The organism is Rhodococcus sp. ACPA1 (assembly GCF_002300195.1).
Taxonomy (GTDB): domain Bacteria; phylum Actinomycetota; class Actinomycetes; order Mycobacteriales; family Mycobacteriaceae; genus Rhodococcus_F; species Rhodococcus_F opacus.
Window position 1 is genome coordinate 286,705 of sequence record NZ_NSDX01000002.1, and the last position, 23,922, is coordinate 310,626.

General features: G+C 67.2%; 12 protein-coding genes and 1 pseudogene (1 of these 13 only partly in view). 7 read left to right on the top strand and 6 right to left on the bottom strand.

The annotated features are described in order from the left end of the window. Nucleotides 1-10,901, bottom strand: partial view of a non-ribosomal peptide synthase/polyketide synthase gene (locus CJ177_RS07920; protein WP_306453380.1) — the beginning only. The gene continues 16,027 nt to the left of window position 1, outside the view; only the first 10,901 of its 26,928 coding nucleotides appear in the window; the start codon lies at nt 10,899-10,901; the stop codon falls past the left edge of the window. 110 nt (nt 10,902-11,011) lie between these two features. Here CJ177_RS07920 and CJ177_RS07925 point away from each other — a divergent pair, with 110 nt between their 5' ends. The 4 genes from CJ177_RS07925 (at nt 11,012) to CJ177_RS07940 (ending at nt 14,056) form a co-directional block, all read left to right on the top strand. After that, a complete protein-coding gene (locus CJ177_RS07925) occupies nt 11,012-11,407 on the top strand; it encodes an ethanolamine utilization protein (RefSeq protein ID WP_005241188.1) in 396 nt (131 codons plus the stop codon). A gap of 77 nt (nt 11,408-11,484) precedes the next feature. After that, nucleotides 11,485-12,465, top strand: a complete 981-nt coding sequence (locus tag CJ177_RS07930) for a PDR/VanB family oxidoreductase (protein WP_061699468.1) — start codon at nt 11,485-11,487, stop codon at nt 12,463-12,465. A 32-nt stretch (nt 12,466-12,497) separates the two neighbouring features. Beyond that, a complete protein-coding gene (locus CJ177_RS07935; RefSeq protein WP_061044917.1) occupies nt 12,498-12,995 on the top strand; it encodes a dimethylamine monooxygenase subunit DmmA family protein in 498 nt (165 codons plus the stop codon). Between the two features lie 59 nt (nt 12,996-13,054). Continuing rightward, complete coding sequence (locus tag CJ177_RS07940; protein ID WP_025432450.1) at nt 13,055-14,056, top strand: DUF3445 domain-containing protein; 1,002 nt, start codon at nt 13,055-13,057, stop codon at nt 14,054-14,056. Between the two features lie 106 nt (nt 14,057-14,162). On the opposite strand, the gene CJ177_RS07945 is transcribed toward CJ177_RS07940, so the two are convergent. Together CJ177_RS07945 and CJ177_RS07950 are read right to left on the bottom strand one after the other, a co-directional pair. Beyond that, nucleotides 14,163-17,645, bottom strand: coding sequence for a serine/threonine-protein kinase (locus CJ177_RS07945; RefSeq protein ID WP_005241202.1), 3,483 nt, complete (start codon nt 17,643-17,645; stop codon nt 14,163-14,165). 235 nt (nt 17,646-17,880) lie between these two features. Then, nucleotides 17,881-18,789: an alpha/beta hydrolase fold domain-containing protein gene (locus CJ177_RS07950; protein ID WP_306453381.1), complete on the bottom strand. Its 909-nt coding sequence runs from the start codon at nt 18,787-18,789 to the stop codon at nt 17,881-17,883. A gap of 34 nt (nt 18,790-18,823) precedes the next feature. On the opposite strand from CJ177_RS07950, the pseudogene CJ177_RS48125 reads away from it, so the two are divergent. Beyond that, nucleotides 18,824-19,020 (top strand): annotated as a pseudogene (locus CJ177_RS48125) (site-specific integrase); the annotation flags it as partial. A gap of 165 nt (nt 19,021-19,185) precedes the next feature. Next, nucleotides 19,186-19,692: a cupin domain-containing protein gene (locus tag CJ177_RS07960; RefSeq protein WP_005241207.1), complete on the top strand. Its 507-nt coding sequence runs from the start codon at nt 19,186-19,188 to the stop codon at nt 19,690-19,692. Nucleotides 19,693-19,738: 46 nt separating this feature from the next. Here the strand turns inward: CJ177_RS07960 and CJ177_RS07965 are convergent, their stop codons facing one another. Further along, a complete protein-coding gene (locus CJ177_RS07965; RefSeq protein WP_061044920.1) occupies nt 19,739-21,067 on the bottom strand; it encodes a hypothetical protein in 1,329 nt (442 codons plus the stop codon). A gap of 525 nt (nt 21,068-21,592) precedes the next feature. Next, nucleotides 21,593-22,618 (bottom strand): NAD-dependent epimerase/dehydratase family protein, encoded by a 1,026-nt coding sequence (locus CJ177_RS07970; RefSeq protein WP_061044921.1) that lies wholly within the window; start codon nt 22,616-22,618, stop codon nt 21,593-21,595. A gap of 98 nt (nt 22,619-22,716) precedes the next feature. On the opposite strand from CJ177_RS07970, the gene CJ177_RS07975 reads away from it, so the two are divergent. Next, nucleotides 22,717-23,289, top strand: coding sequence for a TetR/AcrR family transcriptional regulator (locus CJ177_RS07975; RefSeq protein WP_082764837.1), 573 nt, complete (start codon nt 22,717-22,719; stop codon nt 23,287-23,289). A gap of 187 nt (nt 23,290-23,476) precedes the next feature. Here CJ177_RS07975 and CJ177_RS07980 read toward each other — a convergent pair whose 3' ends face one another. Further along, entirely contained in the window at nt 23,477-23,917 is a 441-nt protein-coding gene (locus CJ177_RS07980; RefSeq protein WP_005241262.1) for a nuclear transport factor 2 family protein, read from the bottom strand. Nucleotides 23,918-23,922: the final 5 nt, after the last annotated feature.

The following is a 23,922-nucleotide window of genomic DNA, read 5'->3' on the forward strand; positions in this document are numbered from 1 at the left end:
TCGGCCGGATCATCGAGTGCGACCCGGCGGATCAGCGACTCGACCCGTGGAGCCTGGTCGGCGGCCACGACCTCCAACGCAGTGTCTTCGTCCGTTGTCCCGCGCCGAAGTCGGGCTCGGAGCATGTCGTGGTGGTCGACGACGGTCTGCACGGTGGCGGTGAGGGTGTCGGTGTCCAGGTCGGGTGGTGCGGTGAGCAGGACTGCTTGGCAGTACGTGTCGAGGTCGCCACCGCGGTCGAGCAACCACCGCGCGGCCGGTGGCAGCGGGAAGGAGCCGATTCCGCCGCCGGGTAGTTCGGGGAGGACCGCCCTCGGCTCCGGTCGTGTCGAGATCGCTCGCGCGAGCCGGGCGATCGTCCTGTGCTCGAACACATCCCGCGGTGTGAGTGCGAGTCCTGCGGTCTTCGCGCGGGCCACCAACTGGATGGCCATGATGCTGTCGCCACCGAGCGCGAAGAAGGAGTCGTCGACGCCTACGGATTCGAGGCCGAGCACGTCGCCGACCAGCGACACCATCGTTTTCTCGAGAGATGTTCCGGCAGGAAGGAATTTCACGGCGCGGGTCGTGAAGTCGAGGGCCGGGAGCGCGTTCCGGTCGATCTTTCCGTGGGACGTGAGCGGCAGCGTGGACAGTGGGATCACTGTGGACGGAACCATGTGCGAGGGGAGAAGGGACCTTGTGTGGTCGATCAGTTCCTGCTCGTCCACTTCGGTGCCGGGGACCGGTACGACATATCCGACGAGGTGGTCTGCGCCGTTTCTATCGGCCCGCAGCACTACGACGGCCTGCGCGACGGCGGGGTGACGTAGGAGGACGGACTCGACCTCGCCGGGCTCGACGCGGTAGCCGTGTAGCTGTACCTGGAAGTCGGTGCGGCCGTGGTACTCCAGCCGACCGTCGGTGTTCCAGCGGGCCAGGTCTCCGGTTCGGTACAGGCGGGAGCCTGGGGCGCCGAAGGGATTCGCGACGAACCGGCCGGCGGTGAGCGCGGGCCTGCCGAGATATCCCCGGGCCAACTGGGCGCCGCCGAGGTACATTTCGCCGGTCACCCCGGGGACGACGGGGTGCAGACGACCGTCGACGACGTACACCTGTGTGTTCCACACCGGCGTCCCGATGGGTGCTGTGGTGTCGGCGTGGTCGGTCGCGATGTCGTGGTACGTCGCTGTCACGGCCGCCTCTGCGGGACCGTACATGTTGCCGAGACGGACGCCCCGCGCGAGCACGCTACTCGCCGTCCTTGCAGTGATCGCCTCACCCCCGGTCAGGACCCGTCGCATCGACCCGGGGAAAGCGTGCTGGTGATCGTTGACGAACACGTCGAGTAGGGAGGGCACGAACTCCACCAGCGTGATCTGCATGTCGTCGAGGAGGCCGGACAGGTAGTCGAGGTCGAGCTGCCGTTCCGGGGGCAGGAGAACCAGGACGCTTCCCGAGCACAGCGCCGCGAAGCACTCCCAGATGGCGACGTCGAACGCGATCGGCGCCTTCTGTACCGTGCGGTCACCCTCGCGCAGCGGCAGCAGTGCCTGCGACCAGGCGAGTTGGTTCGCGATCGCCGCGTGGGACACCGCCACCCCTTTGGGTGTGCCGGTCGACCCGGACGTGTAGACCACGTAGGCCAGGTTGTCGGGGTGCAGCGGTGCGCCGCGGTCCACGTCGGTCACCGGTGCGCTGTCTCGCGCCGAGAGGTCGACGTCGTCGAACCGCGCCACCGGAACCCCGGTCGGAACGGGTAGATCGGCACCGGCGGTGGTGACGACGAGGGCGGCCGACGAGGATTGAATCAGTGATTCGATGCGGTCGGCGGGGTGGCCGGGATCGAGGGCCAGCACCGCCGCACCGGACTTGACCACCGCATACATCGCGGCGATCATTTCGAAGGATCGCGGGATCACCAGGGCCACGACGGATTCGGCGCCGATCCCGCTGCCGAGGAAGGAGCGCGCCAGCCGGGTCGACCAGGTGTCGAGTTCGGCGTAAGTGAGGGTTCGATCCTCACAGCGGACGGCAGGCGCGTCGGGTGTCGCCGCCACCCGTGCCTCGAACAGGTCCACGACCGTCGCGGCCGGAAGGTCGTGGGCGGTGGCGTTCCAGCGGTCGAGGACGAGCCCACGCTCGGCGTCGTCGAGGATGTCGATGTCGCCGACCACGGCGTCGGGGTCGGTCAGGCCCGCGGTGATCACCCGAAGGAGCCGGCCGGCGAATGCAGTGATCGTGTCGGCGTCGAACAGGTCGGTGGCATAGACGATCTGCCCACTGATGCCCGTCCCCGAATCGTCCTCGGCCGGTTGTTCGTGCAACACCACATTCAGGTCGAACGGCGACACCCGGGGGTCGAGGTCCGCGACATGTACCTCGAGGCCGGGCAGTGCGAGGCGTGGTGGCTCGATGTTCTGGAACGACAGCATCACCTGGAACAACGGATGGCTCCCCGCCGAACGCGGTGGGTGGAGTTCGTCCACGAGGGTTTCGAACGGAATGTCGGCGTGCGCGAAGGCCGCCAGGTCTGCGCCCCGCACCGCCGCCAGGACGTCACCGAACGGGGACGCGGGATCGATTGTCGTGCGCAGAACGAGTGTGCCGACGAACATGCCGACGAGGGGGTCGAGTTCCTGTTCGCCGCGGCCGGCGGTCGGCGACCCGACGACGACGTCCGTGGTAGCGGCGAGCCGGGACAGCAACACGGCCAGGGCCGCGTGGATGACGACGAATGTCGTCGTGTCGTGGGCTCGGGCGAAGTCGACGAGCCGGCGATGCGTCGTCGCGGGCATCACGAACGGAACCGTTGCGGCCCGGTACGAGGCGGTGGCGGGTCGCGGCCGATCCAGCGGCAACTCCAACCGTTCGGGAAGATCCGCGAGCGCCGTGCGCCAGAAGTCGAGTTGCCGTGCCACTGGGGACGCCGGGTTGGTGACGGACCCGAGGATTTCCCGCTGCCACACCGTGAAATCCGAGAACTGCACGGGCAACGGTTCCCACATCGGAGCACGGCCGGCACGGCGCGCGGCGTAGGCGGTGGAGAGGTCGCGGGCCAGGGGAGCCAGTGAGGACCCGTCCGCGACGATGTGGTGCACGACGAAAGCCAGGACGTGGTGGTAGTCGTCGAGTTGCCACAGTCGGACGCGAACCGGCGGACGGACGGTCACGTCGAACCCCTCGGCGACGGTGTCGTCGACGAGGCCGGAGACATGCACTGCGTCGGCCACCGGGGTGGTCGCCAGATCGACAGAAACACTCTCGGCGGGGACGACGACCTGCACCGGCCCGGTGTCGGTCAAGGGATAGACGGTCCGCAACGGTTCGTGCCGGACGAGGACGTCGAGCAGAGCAGCGCGCAGCGCGGTGACGTCGAGGAGTCCGGTCAGCCGGACCACCATCGGAACGTTGTAGACGGCCGACGTCACGTCGAACTGATTGACGAACCACATCCGCTGCTGCGCGAACGACACCGGTGCAGGTTCGGTATGCACCCGGGGTCCCAGTGCGGGTCGATCCGGGTGCACTTCGCTCGCGCCGAGGACGGCAGCGAGTCCGCGTACCGTGGGCGCCTCGAAGAGGGAGCGGATTCCGATCCGGGTTCCGAACGCCGAATCGATTCGGGCGACCACCCTCGCCGCGTCGAGCGACGTGCCACCCAGTTCGAAGAAGTTGTCGTCGACACCGACCCCACCGATATCGAGAACCTGCGCGATCACCCTCGACACCGTCTCCTCGGCCGGAGTGGCCGGGGCACGGTAGACGGGCGAGTGCCGCAGTTCCTCGGGAACGGGTAGGGCATCGAGGTCGATGTCCCCGCTCTCCGTGACGGGCAGCCGATCGAGGACGACGACCGCGCCCGGAACCCAGGGCGGAGGCAGGATCATGGCGGCGTGGGCGCGGACTTCGGAGATGGTCGGCGCGGCTCCGTCGGCCGGCACGACATACGACACGAGCGCGGGCCTTCCGGAGCGCGGGGTGTGGTCGACGGTGACCGCGTTCGCAACGTGCGGATGCGCGGTGAGGACGGCGTCGATGTCACCGAGCGGGATACGGTATCCGCGCAGTGCGGCCTGGAAGTCGCGGCGCCAGAGGATGTTCAGGTTTCCGGTCGGCGTGAGGCGAGCGGTGTCGCCGGTGCGGAGCATGCGTTCGCCGGGCGGGCCGAAGGGACTCGCCACGAAGTGGGTGCTCGTCGCGGCGGCCCGGCCGTGGTAGCCACGAGCCAGTGCGGGTCCACCGATGTACAACTCGCCGACGACGCCCGGCGGGACAGGCTGAAGGCGGTCGTCGACAACCGCGAATCTTCGTCCCCGACCGGGCCGGTACTCCATCCGGTCGGCACCGGATTCCGGTGCACGATCCCTGGCAACGGCGAACCATACGGTCTCGACGGACGCGTACACGGCGACGGCTTCGGGAGCCACCACGACCGCGGCGTCGACGGGGTCGCCGGTGAGCAATACCGAGCGACGTTCGTCCGCCCCCGGCGCGGACTTTCTTGCGCGGGAGAGATGCTCGTACGCGGTCGGACTCTGGAAGAGCATGGTCACGCCGCGGCGGTGCAGCAGGTCGGCGAGGGCGGCCGGTGACGAGGCGGTGGTGTCGTCGACCACCTCGAGCCGGCCTCCGTGGAGGAATGCGCTCCACGGGGTCAAGACGGTGACGCCGGCCGCGAAGACCGGGACCATTGCCCAGATATCGTCGGTCGTGACGGCGTGCGCGGGACGTGCCAGTGCGGAGAGTACTGCACGGTGAGTCACCGACACCGGTTTCGGCGGCGCCGTCGATCCGCGCGTGAGCAGGACGTACGCGGCCGCGTCGGGGCCGGCGCCACCGTCGACGGCGGTCAGCGGGAGACCCGACCTGCCTGCGAGGGCGGCGACGGTGCCCGGCGCGTCGAGGACGAGGGTGCGCAGGTGACCGTGGGGAAGCCGTTCCGCCAGAGCGGACGTCGTCACGAGGATCGTGGCGTGGACGTCCGTGATCAGCCGGGAGAGTCGCGTGGGCGACGCCCATGCGGGATCGAGCGGGAGGCACACTCCTCCTGCCGCGAGCACGCCCAGTGTGACGGCGACGTAGTCCACGGAGCGGGGAATCGCCACGGCGACGAGGCGTTCCGGTGCCACTCCGTGCTCGACGAGGAGCCGGGCGATTCGGTTCACCCGTTCGGCGAGCTCCCCGTACGACAGCGTGTCACCCGCGAACGACAGCGCGACGGCGTCCGGTTGCCGTGCCGCCGTCCGCGCAAACTCCTCGGGCAGCGTCGTCACGGGGTCCGGTTCGTCGGGGGCGGTCCACGAACGGAGGGCGACGTCGCGTTCCCCGTCGGAGAGGAGATCGATGTTCCCGACCACGGCGTCCGGCTCGGTGGTCACGATGCCCAGGACGCGGACGAGTCGGTCGGCAATTCCACGCACCGTCGTTTCGTCGAAGAGATCGGTGGCGTACACGATTCCGCCGTCGATTCCCTGCGGCGCCCCGTGGTCATCGACGCGTTCGCTGAGCCACACCTGCAGGTCGAACTTACAGATCTTCGGGTCGTAGGCGACGGCCGCGACGTGCAGACCGGGCAGGTCGAGCTCACGCGCCTCGTGTCCGGCCGGCAGGATGTGCTGGAACTCGAGGAGGACCTGGAACAACGGTGAACGACTGTCCGTGCGTTCGGGTTCGAGGGCGTCCACCAGTTTCTCGAACGGATAGTCGGCGTGTGCGAATGCGCCCAGGTCGACATCCCGTACGGTGCGTACGGTGTCCGCGAAGCCCGCCGCGGGATCGATGCGGGTGCGCAGCACGAGCGTGTTGACGAACATGCCCACCACGTCGTCGAGTGCGGGCTCGCCGCGGCCCGCGACCGGGGTGCCGATGCTCACATCGTCGGTGCCGGCGAGCCTGGCGAGCACGACGGCCAGCGCCGCGTGACACGTCATGAAGAGTGTCGACGTGCAGGTTCGGGACAGTGCCCGCATGCCGGCGTGCAGCTCCGGAGGCAGATGGAATTCCACTCGGCCGCCGTGCAGGGACAGCCGCTGCGGGCGGGGACGGTCGGTCGGCAGCGCGAGGAGGGGCGGCAATCCACGGAGCGACTCACTCCAATAGTCGAGTTGCCGCGACGCGAGGCTGTCGGGATCGGTGGGCTGCCCCAGCAAGGCGTGTTGCCACAAGGCGTAGTCGACGTACTGCACGGCCGGCGGTTCCCAGGCCGGGGCGCGTCCGCCGACCCGGGCTCGATAGGCGGCGGAGAGGTCACGGGCGAGCGGACCGGCCGACGCACCGTCGGCCGCGATGTGATGGATCACCAGCGCCAGTACGTGGTCGGTGTCGCTCATCGTGAACAGAGACGCGCGCAGCGGCGGGTCGACGGTGACGTCGAACGGCGCGGCCGCGACCCGGGCGACGTGCTCGTGGAGGTCGGACGGACCGTCGACCTCCACGGTCTCGACCCGGGGCAGCGCCCGCTCGGCGGGCAGGATCACCTGATGTGGTCCGTCGTCCGAGGCCGGGTACACCGTGCGAAGCGACTCGTGCCGTTCGACGACGTCGCCGATCGCTGCGGCGAGGGCGACGACGTCGAGATGCCCGGTGAGCCGGACGATCAGCGGAATGTCGTAGGCGGGGGAGTGTGGGTCGTACTGGTTGACGAACCACATGCGTTCCTGGGCCGGGGAGAGCGCAATCCTGGCGGGACGCGGGAACCGGCGGAGTGGAGGCCGCCCGGAGCCGTCACCGCGTCGGCTGTCGACAACACCGGCGAGTGCGGCGACCGTCGGGTGCTCGAAGAGATCACGGACGTTCAGCGACGTTCCCAGGGCGGAGTTCAGCCGTGCCACCACCCGGGTCGCCGCCAGGGAACCTCCGCCGAGATCGACGTAGTCGTCGTCCACACCGACGCCCGTGACACCGAGCACGGTCTCGAACACCGACGCGACCGTGTCTTCCGTCGGCGTGCGCGGCGGGTGGCCGGTGCCGCTCCGCGGTTCGAACGTCGGCGCGGGGAGCGCGGCACGGTCCAGCTTGCCGCTCGGGGTACGCGGAATGACGTCGAGGGCGACGACCGCGGCCGGGAGCATGTGCGCGGGCAGCGTGCGCGCGAGCCGACGGCGCACTTCCCCGGCATCGACGTGCCACCCCTCGGCCGGGAGAACGTAGGCGATCACCGCGGCATCTCCCGTGTGCGGGTCGGTCTCGGCCGTCGCGACGGCGTACGTCACGTGGGGATCGGCACGCAGGACTGCCTCGATCTCCCCGAGCTCGATGCGGAAACCGCGGATCTTTACCTGGAAGTCGCTGCGCCCGACGTAGGCGAGGTGGACGGCGGCGGGTGTGTCGTCTTCGTGCCGGCCGTGCCATCGCACCAGATCACCGGTCCGGTACATCCGCGTCCCCGGTGAGCCGAAGGGCGCGGCCACGAAACGGACGGCATCGAGTCCGGCACGGTCTCGGTATCCGCGCGCGAGGCCTGGGCCGGCGAGGTACAGTTCGCCGACGGTGCCCGGCGGGACCGGGTGTAGCCGGTCGTCGAGCACGACGACTTCGAACCCGCACACCGGCGCACCGAGGGTGACCGGCTCATCCGGCACGAGCGGTGTGCTGAGGGTCGACATGATCGTCGCCTCGGTGGGCCCGTAGGCATTGAGGAGGCGGCGCCCCGTCGCCCATGTCGACGCGACTTCTGGCGGGCAGGCCTCGCCGGCGACGGTGAGATGCGACAGGGTCGGCACGCCAAGGGGATCGAGCGTGGCGAGGGTGGTCGGAGTGAGTACGGCGTGGGTCACGCGATGCTCGGTGAGTACTCGCTCCAGTTCCGCGCCCCCGACCACTTCGGGAGGGACGATCACCACGCGCGCACCGGATCCGAAAGCCGCGAGCAGTTCGAACAGTGAGGCGTCGAAGCTCGGCGACGCGAACTGGGCCACCCGCCCGGTCGGCGGCACGTCGAGCCCTTCACGCTGTGCGGCAATCAGATTCGCGATCCCGCGGTGGGTCACGACCACCCCTTTGGGGACGCCGGTCGATCCCGAGGTGTAGATGAGATAGGCCGGATGGTCCGAGCGCAGCGGTCGGGGGCGGTCGGCGTCGCCGACCGGTGTCGCGATCCGGTCGGACAGGGTGCCCTCGACGTCACGGTCGTCGAAGTCGATCCACTCGACTCCGCCGGGGAGGGCGTCCCGGTGGCGGCCGACCGTGACCCCGAGAGTCGCCCCGGAATCGGTGAGCAGGTGCGCGATGCGGGCCTCGGGGTATCCGGGATCGACGGGTAGGAAGGCGGCCCCCGACTTCGCGACCGCCCAGACAGCGCGGACGAAATCAGCGGATCTCGGGAGAGCGAGGGCGACCACGGTTTCCGGGCCGGCGCCCCGGGAGAGGAGCAGTCGGGCGAGCCGGGTGGAGTCGTCGTCCAGCCGACGGTACGTGATGCCGGTACGGTCGGCACCGCCGGCAGCGTCGACGACGGCGATCGCGTCCGGGTCACGGTGTGCCGCGTCCGTCAGGAGGTCCGGCAGCGTGCGCGGCGGTACTCCCGGATCACCGCGCGCGGGCACGAGCCGGCGCCGTTCGGCGGAACTCAACAGGTCGAGATCAGCGACCGGGATGTCGGGGTGGGCCGTGACCTGGGCGAACACCCGGGTCAGACGGTCCGCGAATCCATGGATCGTCGACGGCTCGAAGAACTCCCGCGCGAAGGCCAGCCGGAGGTCGAGCCCGGCACGACCGGGGTGTTCGACGACGTGGACCCAGAGGTCGGCGCACTCGTCGGACCGGCCATCCGGCTCGCGCGGGTGGTCGATGGTCTGCACGTCGAACCCGACCTGGAACAGGTGCCGGCCGCGGGAGGGTGCTGGAAATCCGAGTGCGGCGGCGACCTCGTCGAAGGTTGTGTCGGCGTGTGAGAACGCGCCGAGTTCGGTCGTACGCGCGCGCTCGACGAGGTCGGTGAACGATTCGGTGCCGTCGACCCGGATACGCAGAAGCAGAGGCCATCCGCCTGAGCCCGCGGGTGTCCCGAGGACGACGTCGCGGACCCCGCCGAGACGAGCGAGCAGTGCCCCGAGGGCCGCATGCGTGACGGTGTACGCGGCGACCGGGCAGTCCCGTCCGAGGGTCTCGATCCGGTGGTGCAGGTCCGCGGTCACGTGCGCCTCGACGTGCTCGCGCCGGCCGTCGACGGTACCTACGCGGCGGGTGTAGTCGCGGGCAAGAGGCGTGTCGTGGGGAAGGTCGGTGAGCATCGTCCGCCAGTAGTCCAGATCTGCTGTGCGCCTGCGACTCCGCGTGCCTTCGTGTGCGGTCTCCGCGTGCACCCCTGCCACGGGATCGCCGGGATCTGCCGCGAGGAACTCCTCGAGGAGGCCCACGAACGACCGATGGTGACGAGCCAGTTCGTCCCGGGAGTAGCGGTGGGGGTTCCCGCGGAACTCGACGACCATCCGCCCGGCAGCGGCGGTGCGGTACACATTGACCAGCAGATCCTCCACCGGCCCAGACGTGACCACGTGAAAGTCTCCGGTGAGCGGTCCGAACCGGATCCGGGGGCGGAAGAGCATGACGTTGACCATCGGCCCGGACAGCGAGTCCGCCGCGTCGGCATCGCGCCGGATGTCCTCCAGGGTGAATCGCTGATGACGGAGAGCGCCCAGAATTTCGTGGTGTACCCGGCGGGTGAGCGTGGCGACCGTATCGTCGGGTGTGGTGGAGACCTGCAATGGAGCGAGTCCGACGAGCATCCCGCCCGATCGCTGCAGCAGCACCGTCGTGCGGCCCGACACCGGGAGTTCGACGAGCACGTCGTCCCGTCCGGTCATGCGGGCCAGATACACGCCGAAGGTGGCGATCACGACGGTCGCCGGCGGTACACCGATCCGTTCGCCGGAACTGTCCAGTCGCTCCGTCGCGGACGCAGACAAGGTGCCCGTCTCGAGGATGCTTTCCGCGACCGCGGGTGCCACCGTCGGCGACAGGCTCGAGTTCGAACGGCGGCCGGAGAGGTGCTCCCGCCAGTAGGCGCGATCGGACGAGTAGCGGTTCGACGACCGGTACGCCTCGTCGAGTCGGTGAAGGGTGCGCAGATCTGCGGCACCGGCAGGTTCCGGCGTCCGGGCCTCCACGTGGGCGGTGTACAGCGCGGCGATCCGGTTCACGAGCGTCATCGCCCCGTAACCGTCCAGCGCGACATGGTGAATTCTGCTGTACCACAAATAGTGATCGTCACCGACTCGTAACACCGTCGATGTCGCCAGCCGATCCCGTGCCGGGTCGAGTGGCGCGGTGTAATCCCGTGTCATCCACGTGTGGGCCGCCGCGACGGGGTCGGCCTCGGCCCCGAGGTCGACAAATCCGGTCGACAGGTCGATGGTCGGGTCGACGGTCTGGAACGGATCCCCGTCGATCTCGAACACCCGTAGGAACGCCGACTGGAACTCGCGGCCCGCGGTCACCGACGCGTCGTCGAGGACGGCGAGGTCCAGGGCGCCGCGCACCTCGACGTACTGCGCAATGCACGTCGGGACGTCGGGAGCGAGGCGCTGGGTCAGCCAGATTCCGCGCTGCGCGCACGTCAGCGGGAAGGCGTCGGGACGACTGCGACCGGTTGTGTCGCTCCTGTTCGTCGTATCCACTTGTTCACACCTCCCGACGGCAATCACAGAAGATGGCCCCTGGGGTCGGACGTTTTCGGGTAGCTGATCTATATCGCGGCCGCGACCAGGTCCGTTACTACCAGTATGTGCTGTCACCTGCGGCGATGCCCCGTCCGCCGCGCTGTGTGCCGTCGTTCGGGGCTCGCCCGGCGCCCGCGATCGACCCGTGCGTAGGCGGTCACGGTCACGAAACGGTGACGACGGTCGCGAGTCGCAATCGACGAATTGGCATAGGCCCGTGCGAACTTGCGCGCGCTTCCTACAAATAAACCTTCTTGTCACGCGCGTTTACGGGCACGTAACCCACGCCATGGTTTCCTGGCATTATCTTCAGTTTCATCACATGGTGATCGACGTACCGATCGCGCAATCCCATCCCCAGGAGGACCCCAATGACCGTTGCCGATTCGAGCGCGATCGGACAGACCGTCGCACCGTTCCGCGTCACCGCAGATTTCTGGAAGTCTCTGCCGCAGATGCCGGTTGCGGAATACCCGGGCACCGAAGGCTTCATCGACGACGTGTACGCAAACCCGGACGGGTCCGAGATGTCGGCCGGCTACTTCGAACTCCGGCGCACCGACGATCCCCTTGACTACCTCTACGAGTACGACGAAATGAAGGTTGTGCTCGAGGGCGAGTTCGTTCTCGAGAATCTCGACACCGGACAGAAGGAAGTCGCCACGGCGAAGGACGCGATCTTCTTCCCGAAGGGATCGCGGATCCGATTCAGTACCACTGAGGGTGCGTTGGCGTTCTACGTCGGTCACCGCTCCTTCGCACCGTGATCGCTGACCGTCTATCACCACTACTCCCGCCGTCACCATGCCTATCTTGGCTGTCGAGCAGATTCGGAGGACCGCACGTGACCGAAGTAGTCGAGGCCGCGACAACCAGCGCCGGAGTAGGGAGCGACCTTTCCGTCGTCGTTGCCGACACCACGATCCTGTGTGAGGACATCTGTCAGGTCGTCCTGGCGCCAGTCGGTGGCGGAGCGTTGCCGTCCTTCACCCCGGGCAGTCACATCGCGGTCACCTGGAAGCCGGGGACACGCAATTCCTACTCTCTGACCGGCCCGGCGATCGAACCGGACCACTACTCGATCTCTGTTCGACTGGACCGGGCCGGCGCCGGCGGGTCGCGGTGGGTGCACAACCTCGCCGTCGGCGACCAGGTGACCGCGTCCCGTCCGCGCAGTGCGTTCGCTCCGGTTCCGAACGCACGCCACCACGTCCTCGTCGCCGGCGGCATCGGGGTCACCCCCATCCTGTCGCACGTGCGTGCGGCGGTGCAGTGGCGTCGCTCGTTCGAGGTGATCTATTCCTTCCGCTCCGGCTTCGGCGCACACGTCGACGACCTGGTGGAACTGTGCGGGGACCGGTTGACGATGGTGGAAACCCCGGAACAATTCTGGGACCACGTGACACCAACTTTGACCCGCCGGCCGATCGGCACCCACCTCTACACCTGCGGACCGATGCCAATGATCGACGCCGTCACCGAAGCTGCGCTCGCCCAGGGCTGGCCGCTCCAGCGTGTGCACTCGGAGCCGTTCTCCTCCGGCATCTCCGCCGGGGGTGAACCCTTCACTGCGACGCTGGGCCGCTCCGGTGCCGCCGTGACGGTCGGACCCGACACCAGCTTGCTCGACGCGCTGCTGGACAGCGGCTTCGACGTGCCGAATCTGTGCCGGCAGGGCGTGTGCGGGGAATGCAAGCTCCCGGTGCGCGGCGGTCAGATCGAGCACCGCGACCTCTATCTCACCGATGAGGAGAAGTCCATCGGTGACGTGATGATGCCGTGTGTTTCCCGGGCCGTTGGCGCGGATCTGGAGCTGGACCTATGACCTCCGCAGCATCAGACACCAGAGGGAATGTCATGACAAGCATCGACGACTCCGACGACGCCACCGCGCAGGTCGGCATTACCGCGGCCAGCATGGACCTATCCGGCCGGCAGTACCTCCTGATCGCGATCGGCGATGCCCCCAGCACCACCGCCAAGGTCGACAAGTGGGCGCGGGATCTCGCCTCCGCCCACCGGGCGGTGGCGTTGTACAGCCTGCCCGACGGTGCGGGTGTCGAGGACCTGATCGACGCCAGCACAGTCGGGGTCCGCATCATGATTTCCGGGGCGGAGTCCGAGGTGATGAGGGCCGTTGCGGTAGCGCGCGCCGCAGGAATTCTGCCGTGCGAATTGTTCATCCACATCTCACACGTGGACGTGATCAACGTCTTCTGCCCGCACTGCGATACCGCCACCCGGGCCCTCGCGCGCCCAGACCACACCATCGAGTGCTCGGGCTGCGCCCGCGACCTCCTCGTGCGCCCGCACACCTCCTCGCATCGTGCGATGTATCTGGCATCGGTTGCCTGACGACCGACTGGAGATCACCTCTGCACTTCCATTCCGTCCCGACTCTGGAGCGAAGTACCGTGACCGAACTGCTCACAAGCGACCTGACCTGTTTGCCCTGGCCTTTCCCGGCAGGGGACGAAACCTTCCGCTACGCGGTCAATGTCGAGCCCGCACCCCGATATACCCCCACCCTCGCCGGGGGTTGGGGCCGACACGTCGTCGACCTCGGGCTCGAATACGTGCCGATGATGCAGCTCAAACGGGAGATCCTGGCGAAAGACCCAGGGCGAGTGCAGATTTTGCCGCACATGATCCCTGCGTGTTGGGACGTCATGCTCTACCTCATGCGGCAGATGGCCGACTCCTACCCGGAGACCATGCAGCTGGCCGGCCAGGGCAACCGCTACCACTGGCGCAACACATTGCTCGACATCGACCAACACTTCGAAATGGGTGATCTGGCCACGCTGCCCGAGGACCCGCTGACCTTCATCGGCTGCCAGGTGCCTGACGACATCCTCCTGCTCACCGAGCGCCACGACCAACTCTGGTTCGACGCGGCCATCGTCACCTTCGCAGCCGACTGGTCGATCAAGTTCGACGTCGGGATGAACTTCAACGAAATTCACCGCCCCGTACCCGGGCTGACCAGCGGCGGCATCACCAGCCGTGCGCAGCAGTTCATGCGTCATCTCACCACCGACCGCATCTTCCGCCGAGCCAACTGGACCTTCTCCGCCGTCGGCTCACCGCACCGCGACACCAGCCTCGAAACCCGGCCCGAATGGGAAGACGACATTCCGAATCTCATCGCCGACGGAGACTACGGACGCGTGCAACTGCGCATCGAACTCGAACACCTCATCCGCCTGCCCCTCACCGGAGCACTCGTCTTCAACATCCACACCTACATGGCGCCACTGTCGGACATCGCCACCATCCCCGCGTGGGCCGAGCAACTCGCCGACATCGTCACCGAACTTCCCGCCGACATCGCCGCTTATAAGGGAATCGACAGTTACCGCCACCACGCCGCCCGCTGGCTGCGGACACAGTCGTCGGCTCCCGCCTCCACCTGAGACGACCGAGGTCTCAGGAACACCGCGTCCGTCGATTCGACACCGTCTGCCAGTGATCCCCGATATCGCAGCCGAGTTCGACGCCGTAAGTCGCGGCTCGGCGCCCTCAGCTGAGGGTTGGGCCCTTGGTCGCTGACAGGGCGTCGAGAAAGGCGCTCGGGACCGGCGTCCACTCCGGCCGCCACAGCCCGTGCAGTTGATCGTCGCGGAGGCCGCGCAGGGTCGACACGACATACGGTCCTCCATCGAGGAGGTACCGGATCATGTCGCGATCCGCGCACTGCGCCGCGATCGACGCCAGCACCTGTTTCGCTTCGTCGTTTCGGCCAGCGGCCGCGAGGCAGCTGACGAGCAGTCGATTGGCATGCAGTAGTGCACGGTGCCGTCCGGGGCCTTCGATCCTGTGTACCCATTCCCCGGCCCAGGTGCAGGCGGCCGCGGTCGTCTCCGCCGACCGTTGACCGAGGAGAAGGGTGATGGCGGTGGCGTCCTCGAGTTGCGCAGTGATCTCGTCCAATCCGTCGACCGGGTGACGCCGCTGGGACGACTCGACGGCGCGACCCGGTTCGAGGGGGAGGCCCAGCATGACCCGTTCATAGTCGATCCTCGCCCGAAATCGGGGCAGCGACCGGGATTCGGCGGCCTCGGCGCCCTCGTCCAGTCGTCTTTTCGCCCCGTCGCGGTCTCCGCTCAGCGCCATGATGTGGGCTCCGACGACGCAGGGGGCGAGCATGAAATCCACGCAGACGTCGAATCCGAGTTCGCGGCTCTCGTTCAAAAGCCGTTCGGCCGCGCCGATGTCACCGCGTTCGTAGAGAAGTTCGCCGAGCAGCGCGCCGGCGAGACGTGCAGCGTGTGAGTGACGTCCCCCGGACTTCACCGCGAGCCGCATCGCCTTCCGGAATTGGTATTCGGCCGCAACGACATCGAGCTGTTCGTTGGCGGCGATGCCGTAGTAGCAGTACCCCCACGCCCCGCTGTACGGTCCGCTCGTTCGCTCGTGGTACGTCGATGCCCAGTCCTGCATGCGGCGTGCCGCGTCGAAGTCGAACCGGTAGACCTCGGCGAAGGTTGCGATGTCGGCCGCGGCGGAGACGACCCACGGGGGCAGGGTCTCCGGTCGCGAGAGGCATTCCGCCATCAGCTCGTCGACGCCGGTGATCCGGTCCGAGAATATCGTGATGTCACCCTGAACGACGTCGGCCTCGACCCGCAGATCGGCAACCTCGGCCCCGATGGTCGCGTCCCGTTCGATGAGGGAATAGGCGCGGTCCAGTGCCGCCTGTGCGGGCCTGACACGCTGGAGTTCACAGTGGGCCCACGCCAGCGTGAGCTGGAGACGGGCGCTGGAGGCGACGAGCCTCGGTGGAAGTTTCGCCACCAGACCGAGCAGAGTGGACATCTTCGCGTGTTCGAGCAGAACCATTCCGTCATGCTCGACCATGTCGACTGCCCGCTTCTCATCTCCCGCAGCCAGAGCGTGATTGACGGCCTCACTGAGCAATTGGCGATCGGCGAACCATCGCGATGCCACGGCATGGAGCTCGCCGACCCGCTCGGGACGATCACGCGCGAGTCTTCTGCGCAGGTATTCGGCGAAGAGGTGGTGGTACCGGAACCAGTCGCCGTCGTCGTCGATGCGGCGCAGGAACAGATCTCGGCTCTCGACGTCTTCGAGCATCGCCTGCCCACGCTCGACGCCTGCGAGTGCCGACGCGAGGCTGCCGCAGATGCGTCCGGTGATCGAGGTGGCTATGAGGAATTCGAGCAGCCTCGGTTCGAGGGTCTCGAGCACGTTTTCGGCGAGGAATTCACCGATGGCGTGATGGCGCCCCGACAGATGACTGATCAGCTGCGTGGGGTCATCGCATTCGCGTAGCGACAAGGACGCGAGTTGCAGGGCGGCAACCCATCCGTCTGTCGACTTCGTCAGTGCATCGACATCGCCTCGGTTGAGCGCGAGCCCTCCGAGATCGACGAGAAATGACGTCGACTCCGCGACATCGAAGCGCAACGCAGCCGAATCGATTTCGACGAGCTCGTCGCACACTCTCATCCGGCTCAGGGGCAGGCCGGTGCGGGTGCGGCTGGTGACGATGATCGGCAAGTGGTGGCAGCCGTGGTCGAGAAGGAACTCCATCGCCGCGATAGTCTCGGCACTTGTGACCCGGTGCCAGTCGTCGATGACCACGGCCACACGCTGCCCGCCGTCGTGGACCTCGTTGATCAGGCTGATCATGACGTACTGTGCGGCCGCATCGCCGCGTTGCTCGAGCGCTTCACCGAGACCATCCCCCAGGGCAGGCCTGATCTTCCGGATCGCCTCGACCAGGTGAGCGAGAAACCACACGACGTTGTCGTCGTCGAGATCGACGCCGAGCCATGCCACCGCCACGCCTTCCTCGGTGAGGACGTCCCGCCACTGGGCGGCGAGCGTGCTCTTGCCGAATCCCGCCGGAGCATGAATCACCGTCAGCCGTCGCGACCGTCCCGCCCGTAGGAGGTCGATGAGCCGAGCTCGGGCAACCAGCTGACGGGCGGGATTCGGTGGACGGAACTTGGTTGCCGGAGTGGGCGGCGGGATCGTCGTCGGTGTGCGTCGACGAGCGCGACTGCTCAGCGGGCGGGAGCTCCCCGACACGACGCCAAGCGTCCCACCGAGTGGATTCTGTCCGCCCTCGTACAGTTCGACCGGAAGCGCCAGGTGATCGACGGACAGGCCAAGTCGACGCTGGCACTCCCGCAGTTCGTACCCGAACTCGGCGGCGGTCGTCGGGCGCATCCGCGGGTCTCCCGACATGGCGCGTTCGACGATGTCGCACACGTCCTGCGGAATACCTTCCCGCCCGAAGTCAGAGATGGGTTCGGTGGTGATCCGCTGGAATTGGGCGACAACCCCCTCACCGCTGCGCCGCTCGAACGCGGCGTGGCCGGTGATCGCGCAGAACAGAGTCGCGGCGAGGCCGTATACGTCCGAGCTCGGAGTTGGCGGCCCACCCGCGAGGACCTCGGGGGCGGTGGAGGCCGGCGACCCGAGGACGGACCTGGTGGCGGTCTCGAAGCCGCCGGCGATGCGGGCGATGCCGAAATCGGTGAGCTGGGGTTCCCTGTACTCGGTGAACAAGATGTTCGCGGGCTTGACGTCGCGATGGACGATGCCGAGACGGTGCGCGGTTTCGAGGGCGCCCGCCAGTTTGATGCCGAGTCGCAACGCCTCGGGCCACTCGATCGGTCCCATTCGGCGAATGCGGGCGTCGAGCGAGTCGCACGCGTGATACTGCATCACGATGTAATGGCGACCCGACGAAGTGGCGCCGACCCGGTGGATGTTGACGATGTGAGGGTGCCCGGACAGCTGACCCATCGCGCGTTGCTCACGCAGAAACCGTTCGAGGTTGTCGCTGTCGAGGTCCTCGGTGAGCACTTTCACCGCGACGGTGCGGTCCAGGGATGGTTGACGGCAGCGGTAGACGATGCCGAACCCGCCACGCCCGATTTCCCGGGCGTCCTCGAATCCGGCCGCGGCCAGCTCCGTGGTGATCGCGGGACGGGGAGCGCGCTGAGTGGTCGGTGGATCGAACTCGGCCATCGGCGGCCGCCTCACTCCCAGACATCGGCATCACCAGACGTCGGTCCCTCGCAGGCACCGCTCGACGTGGGTATTTCTTCAGGATAGTCCCCGAGCCCAACGGTCAGTCGTCGGATTCGGCCTCGCCGTGACGCGTACCCAGACCGGGTCGGCGCACTCCACCGCACCACCGACAGCGACTCGGGCGGTCTGCGGCTGAGCGCGTACCCATCGGAGAGCGTTGTAGCCGCCGTGGCTACGCCCGAAGTATGCGGGCGATGTCTTCGCGGGCGGTGTGTGCTTGGCGGATCAGGGGGAAGAGGGCGTAGTCGTGCTGCATCCCGATTTCCTCGGTGTAATCGACGGTAGCGCCGGCATCGCGTGCTCGCTGAGTGAGGGCGCGGGAGTCGGTGACGAGGATGTCGTGGGTACCGGTGTAGACGCTCATGGGCGCGAGGCCGGTGAGGTCGCCGAAGAGGGGGCTGACGCGCCAGTCGGTAACCTCGAGGTCGCCGGCGTAGAGTCGGCCGGCTTCTTTCAGTCCTCCGCGCGCGAGGAGGATGTCGCGCTTCTCGATGGTGGCTTGGGCGGGGTCGCTCATGGTGACGTCCAGCCAGGGGGAGAGAAGGATCAGCCGCGATGGCTGTGGTGCGCCCCTACGTTTGAGTTCCTGTGCCGCGGCGAGCGCGATTCCGCCTCCGGCGGAATCGCCGACCACCGCAACGTTGCCGGCGCCTTGGGTCGAGATTGCCGATTCGACGATGTCGGCGGCATCGGCGACGGTGCGGGCGGCGGTCCGGTGCGGGGCGAGGGGGTAGATCGGCAGCAGGAGCCGGACCGATGCCGCAACGGTGATGGTGCGCGCGAACAGCCAGTGGAAGGACACTATTTCGCGGACATAGGCACCGCCGTGGAAGTCGATCACAGTCTTTCCGTATCGCCCGCTGTCCGGTTCGATGGTGAAGACGGGAAACCCGCGAGTGCGGTCGGCAGAGAGCCGCACCCCAGGCAGGAGTGGAGATGGTGGTGGGTTGAACGATGCCGGCCGCAACGATGTCGCGTGGACGTCGCGGCGTGTGTCCTCGGCGGTGCGGAGTTTGGTGCGGCCCATCAGTATCCGTACTCCCGCGTGGACGATTGCGGGGCGGATGTCGGGAATGTTCACGCCACTCATTGTGACTGCGTTTGACGGATTCGGAGTCACGAAACACGAGGGTGATCCGAGTCGGCGGCCGTTGACCTACGACGAGATCCAGGCCCTGTTCGACGCGGCCGATGCACGGATCGAGCAGATCCGTGCGCACCACCGCAACGGTGCGACCGCGGCAATGGGGACGCCGCTCTTCTCAAATCGGTGTACGCGTTCGGGATTCGCCGCCGCGAAGCCTGGGGACTGGTCGACATGGTCACTTCGGATTCTTCATCGCCGCGCATCGATCGAGGAGCCAAGATCATCGATCGGCTATGCCCCGCGAACGTTGACAATGCCTGCGCCGACGGCGGAAAGTTGAGCAGAGAACTCGTGACCCGATCTGTCAACGTCGGTGAGTAGGTGAGAAGTGTGAGCGCAACCGACCCCCCACCGCTGGTCGTCGTGCCGCCGGGGACCGGGCAGACCGGTGACCTGGGCCCGATCGGGGTCGAGTTCAAGCTCTGGGGCCGTGACACCGGTGGGGTGTTGTCGGTCGTCGAGCACCCGTTCCCGGTCGGTGCGCTGGTGCCGCCGCATCTGCATACGCGGGAGGACGAATTCTCGATAGTTACTCAGGGTGTGATCGGATTCCGCTCCGGCGACCGGGAGGCCGTTCTCGAATCCGGCGGATACATCACAAAGCCCCGGGGTGAGATGCACGCCATGTGGAACGCCGGCACCGTCCCGGCGCGCATGATCGAGATCATCAGTCCGGCCGGCTTCGAACATTGCTTCCTGGAAATGTCCGAACTGATCGCCGCCGGTAGACCGGATGCCACCCAGATCGCCGCACTTGCCGAGCGCTACGGTCTGCAATTCGGCGAACCCGACTGGTTGCCCGACGTGATCGCCAGATACGCTCTGACACCGCCGTGAGCTCCGTCACATCGGCTGCCACGGCTCGCGCGATCAGTCCGACGATTCAGCTCAGGTCGAGTTCGGGTGCGGTGGCCAGGTATTCGATCTGCTCCAACGTCACCGGCACGGTGTACTCCCCGATGGGGGTGGTGCTGATGATGACCTGTTGGGTGGAGGGGAGGGTGATCGAGAAGTAGGCGCTGCCACCGTTGGCGGGGTAGTCCGCGCGGGTGACGGTGGATCCGTCCGGCGACGTGGTGGTGATGCGATCCGGATTGATCTCGTTCAGGTACTCATCCTGCGGTGACGGCGCGGACCGGCCACTGACGACGGCGATATCCAGACGCCCAGCGGCCCCGGTGGGGGATACCACGGTGATTACCTCGCAGACGTTGTCCTTGCCGAAGTCGGTCAACCGGAGTGATCCGATCGGCCGATCCAGGGTGAGGTCACTGTTGCCCGGCATGGTCGCCCACCGGGCTTCGAGCGCCCGGTCGAGCCGGGCCACCTTCTCCCGGGTCAGTTCCGGCCCGTTCCCATCGGTGTCAGCCCCGCAGGATGGCATCAGCGGCACGGCCGGGATGACCGGCGCCGACGCCGCCAGGGCCGGGGTGGTGGCGATCTCAGTCAACTCATCGAGGGTCAACGGGATGTGTCCACTGTGCGGGGTGCCTGCCCTCGGGTCGGTGTTGTCGGCGTCGCTGGCCGTGGCCACGACCCGGGTGCCGTCGGGAAGGTACGCGACGACAGTGCGTTCGAGGATGCGGGCGCCGTTGATCTCGTACCAGGTGTCCAGTAAGTCGAGCACCGTACCGTCCGGGCGAGTGTTCCGTCGATCCACCGCCCCTGCCACGCACGGCAGGACGGGACGGTCCCAGGCTCGGACATCGACCGTCAACGAGCCGACGTGCCCGTCTCGGACCACCGAGCCGCGGGCGTTGGTCGACCCGCTGAACAGCTCCGCATCCCCCTCCTGCGGGAAGTCGGAGGGGTCGTAGTCGGCGATCGGCTCGAACTGCAGGGACTGGCTCGGACTGGCGAAGACCAACTCCACTGCGTTCGGCAGCGCATCGACGGCGGCCTGTGTCATCGCCGCCGCCTTGGCCCCCGAGAACCACGGATACCTCGGATTGTCGTACTCGCCCGACCCGACGGTGGCGAAGTTGACGCGTTCAGGGTCCGAGGGCGGTTCGACCACATCGCACCCTGGTATCTGCGCCGGGTACTGCGCGGGTTCGAGAACGTAGGAGTACTCGCCGTCGGCGATCGGCTCACCGGTCCCAGGGTCGTTCAGCAGTCCGGCCACCACGGTTCCGGCCGCGATGGTCGAGAGGATGACGACAACGTCGAACCATGTGCTGTCGCGCCATCTCCGGGCCCCGTCCTCGACCACAAGCGCCCCCTCATCGAGTCGAGATTCACGGTAACCCAAGCAGCCCGGCAATCCGACGATCTTTGCGTACTGAGAGGACCGGGCACGCCAGTATCCGTTGCTGACTATGCTGGGTGTATGGAGCGCTACGTGCGCAAGGAGCCAATCCCGTACGAGTCCCCTACAGCACCGGTCCGTTCGGGAAACCGGTTCTCGAGGATGCTCCGAGGGCTGGGAATCGCCCTGCGGGGATTGATGCATGATCGAAACCTAGCCCGTACTCGTCACTCTCGCCTCGACGCATGGATGGCACGCATACCGACATCTTTCCCTTCAACAGCAGCGGCGGCGGAGCAGGCGGCGGCGGGGCGTAAAGTCCCACCGGTAATTCGGATCTCGACCGGCGGTCGTCGCTGTCGACCCTCGGTCAGCGACCCTTCCTGCTGGTGGTTCCCGCACTGGGATGTAACGAACCTCGGTGGCGGCCTGCGGGGTGCCGCCGCGATTGGGACTGCCGCAATGCCGGAGGACGGACGGGCGGGAAGTTCAGACAACTTCCATGTCGAGAAGGCTTCTTGCGCAGTCCAGTACGGTCTGTTCGGGTGGGCGTGGTGTCCAGCCGAGTTCACGTGTGGCCTTGTCGATGCTGTGTCGATTTCGGCGACCCAATGCCGGTGTGATCTCTCGTAGGGAGGGGTCGAGGTAGCGGGCGGCGAGGCGGACTGCGAAGTCTGGGAGTTCTCGTGTGCGCACCGCGCGCCCTTTATTGCCGAGGCCGGTGTGCAGGGTGTGGGCGATTTCCTGCATCCATCGGAATTCCCCGGTTGCCAGGAACCGTTCACCGGACGCTTTCGGTGATGTCATGGCCCGGATATGGATGTCCGCGAGGTCACGGACGTCGACGATCTCGAACCCGATCCGCGGGACTCCGCGCATGCGACCGGCGATCATTCGCTGGATGATCCCGACGGAGCCGAGGTTGCCGGCTGTGAGGATCGGCCCGAACACCGCACCCGGGAGCACGGTCGTCAACTCCGTCACGCCGCCCTGGTTACGGGCGAAGTCCCAGGCTGATCTTTCGGTGAGGGTCTTCGATCGGCGATAGGGAATCAGCGACGGATCGTCCGGGTCGGTCCACAGACTTTCATCGGTGACGCCTTCGGTTGCGTACGAGGTGGGACTCGCCGCGTTCGCGGCGGAGGTCATGACTACTCGCTGCACCCGCGCCGTCGTCGAGGCGCGTAGGACCCGGAGTGCGCCGCCGCGCGCCGAGGCAATCAACGTCTCTACGCTTCCCGAAGCCGAGATACCCAGCGGGGAGGCGACATGGAGCACATAGTCGACCCCTTCGACGGCCTGATCCCACCCGTCGTTGGCGGTCAGGTCTGCGACGGCGAACGTCAAGCGGCCGGGATCGACGTCGATCTCACCGGATACCGCTGCCGTCACCTCGCTGACCTTGCCGGGGTTGCGCACGGTGGTGCGCACGTCATATCCGCGGCGTAGTAGTTCGACGATGCACCAGCCCGCGACGTAGCCGCTGCCGCCGGTAACCAATACCAACTCGGTCATGGCTGTCAACCTTCGTGTGTCAGAATGAAGCGGAGGACCCTCCGGTTATTTCACCGTATCGGAGGGGCCTCCGTTTAGCAATGAGAAGAGGGGAGAATGTGGACGCGTCATCCAAGAATCCGACCCGGTCCGATGCGCGGCACAATCGTGAGCGGATCCTCGATGTCGCGCGCACTGCTGTCTCCGAAAGCAACGAGGTCTCCCTCACAGCGATCGCGAAGCAGGCGGGGGTCGGGATCGGCACCCTCTACCGGCATTTCCCGAATCGGGAGTCGCTGGTGCTTGCGCTCTACCGGCAAGAGCTCGAGAAGTTGATCGACCTCGTTCCTGAGCTCCTCGCGTCCTCACCACCGTTGGAGGCGCTTCGCCGGTGGTTCGAAGAGATTGCTCGATACGGGCGTGTGAAGTTCGGTTTCGCGGAGGTGATCCACGCGGCCACGAGCGGCGGCGTGAACGACGAGTACTACCAGCCTTTCGTCGAGGCGATCGCGCAACTCCTCGAGGTAGGCGCCGCCGACGGGGTCCTCAAAGCTGGGTTGGATCCCGAAGATGTTCTGCTCCAGCTGAGCGTGTTGTGGCGGATTGATCCCACGGCCGAGGGGGAGGCTCGGGCTGCGCGGATTCTCGACCTCATTGTCGATGGGCTGCGCTCGGGTGCCGCATCACGCTGACTCGTCGAGTGGTCGAATCACGCTGCTGCAGTCGTGGGATAGCCCGCATTCGTTCAGTGCCGGGTAGGGCCGAGTGACGCTCTGCCGCGGCCGCTCGACCGCATCGCCGAGACACTCCTGTTCTTCGTAGTCGCTGAGCCGGACGGAGATGCGGTGGGGCTTTGCCTGAAGGTGCCCGGACGGGCGGTCAGTGTGATGGCCAGCCGAGGGCGTCGAATACGGCGATGGGGTCGAGGTAGTCCCGCCAGTGCGCGATTTCGCCGTCGCGGAGTGTGAGTACGGAGATGTATCTGTTGGCGTAGCGATGCCCGGTGCCGACCGCGTGGCCTTCGGAGGCGTACTCGAGCACCACGACTCCGGTGGTCGTGTCGTGGTGGACGGTCAGATCGAAGCAGCGGTCGAGAACGATGGTGGTGCCGTAGGGGCGGTATAGCTCGGCGACTGCGGAACGGCCCTCGATGTGCCTCGGGTACCCGGGAACGGTGATCACGTAGTCGACGGTGATGTCCTCTGCGAGGAGGTCGAAGAAGTGTCCGGGCTCGACGAGCCCGTCCAGACCCTGTTCGATGATCCGAAAGAATGGTTCCAGTGCGGCGAAGTCCGCGAGGTCGGCAATGGGCGCCTTCACGTTGC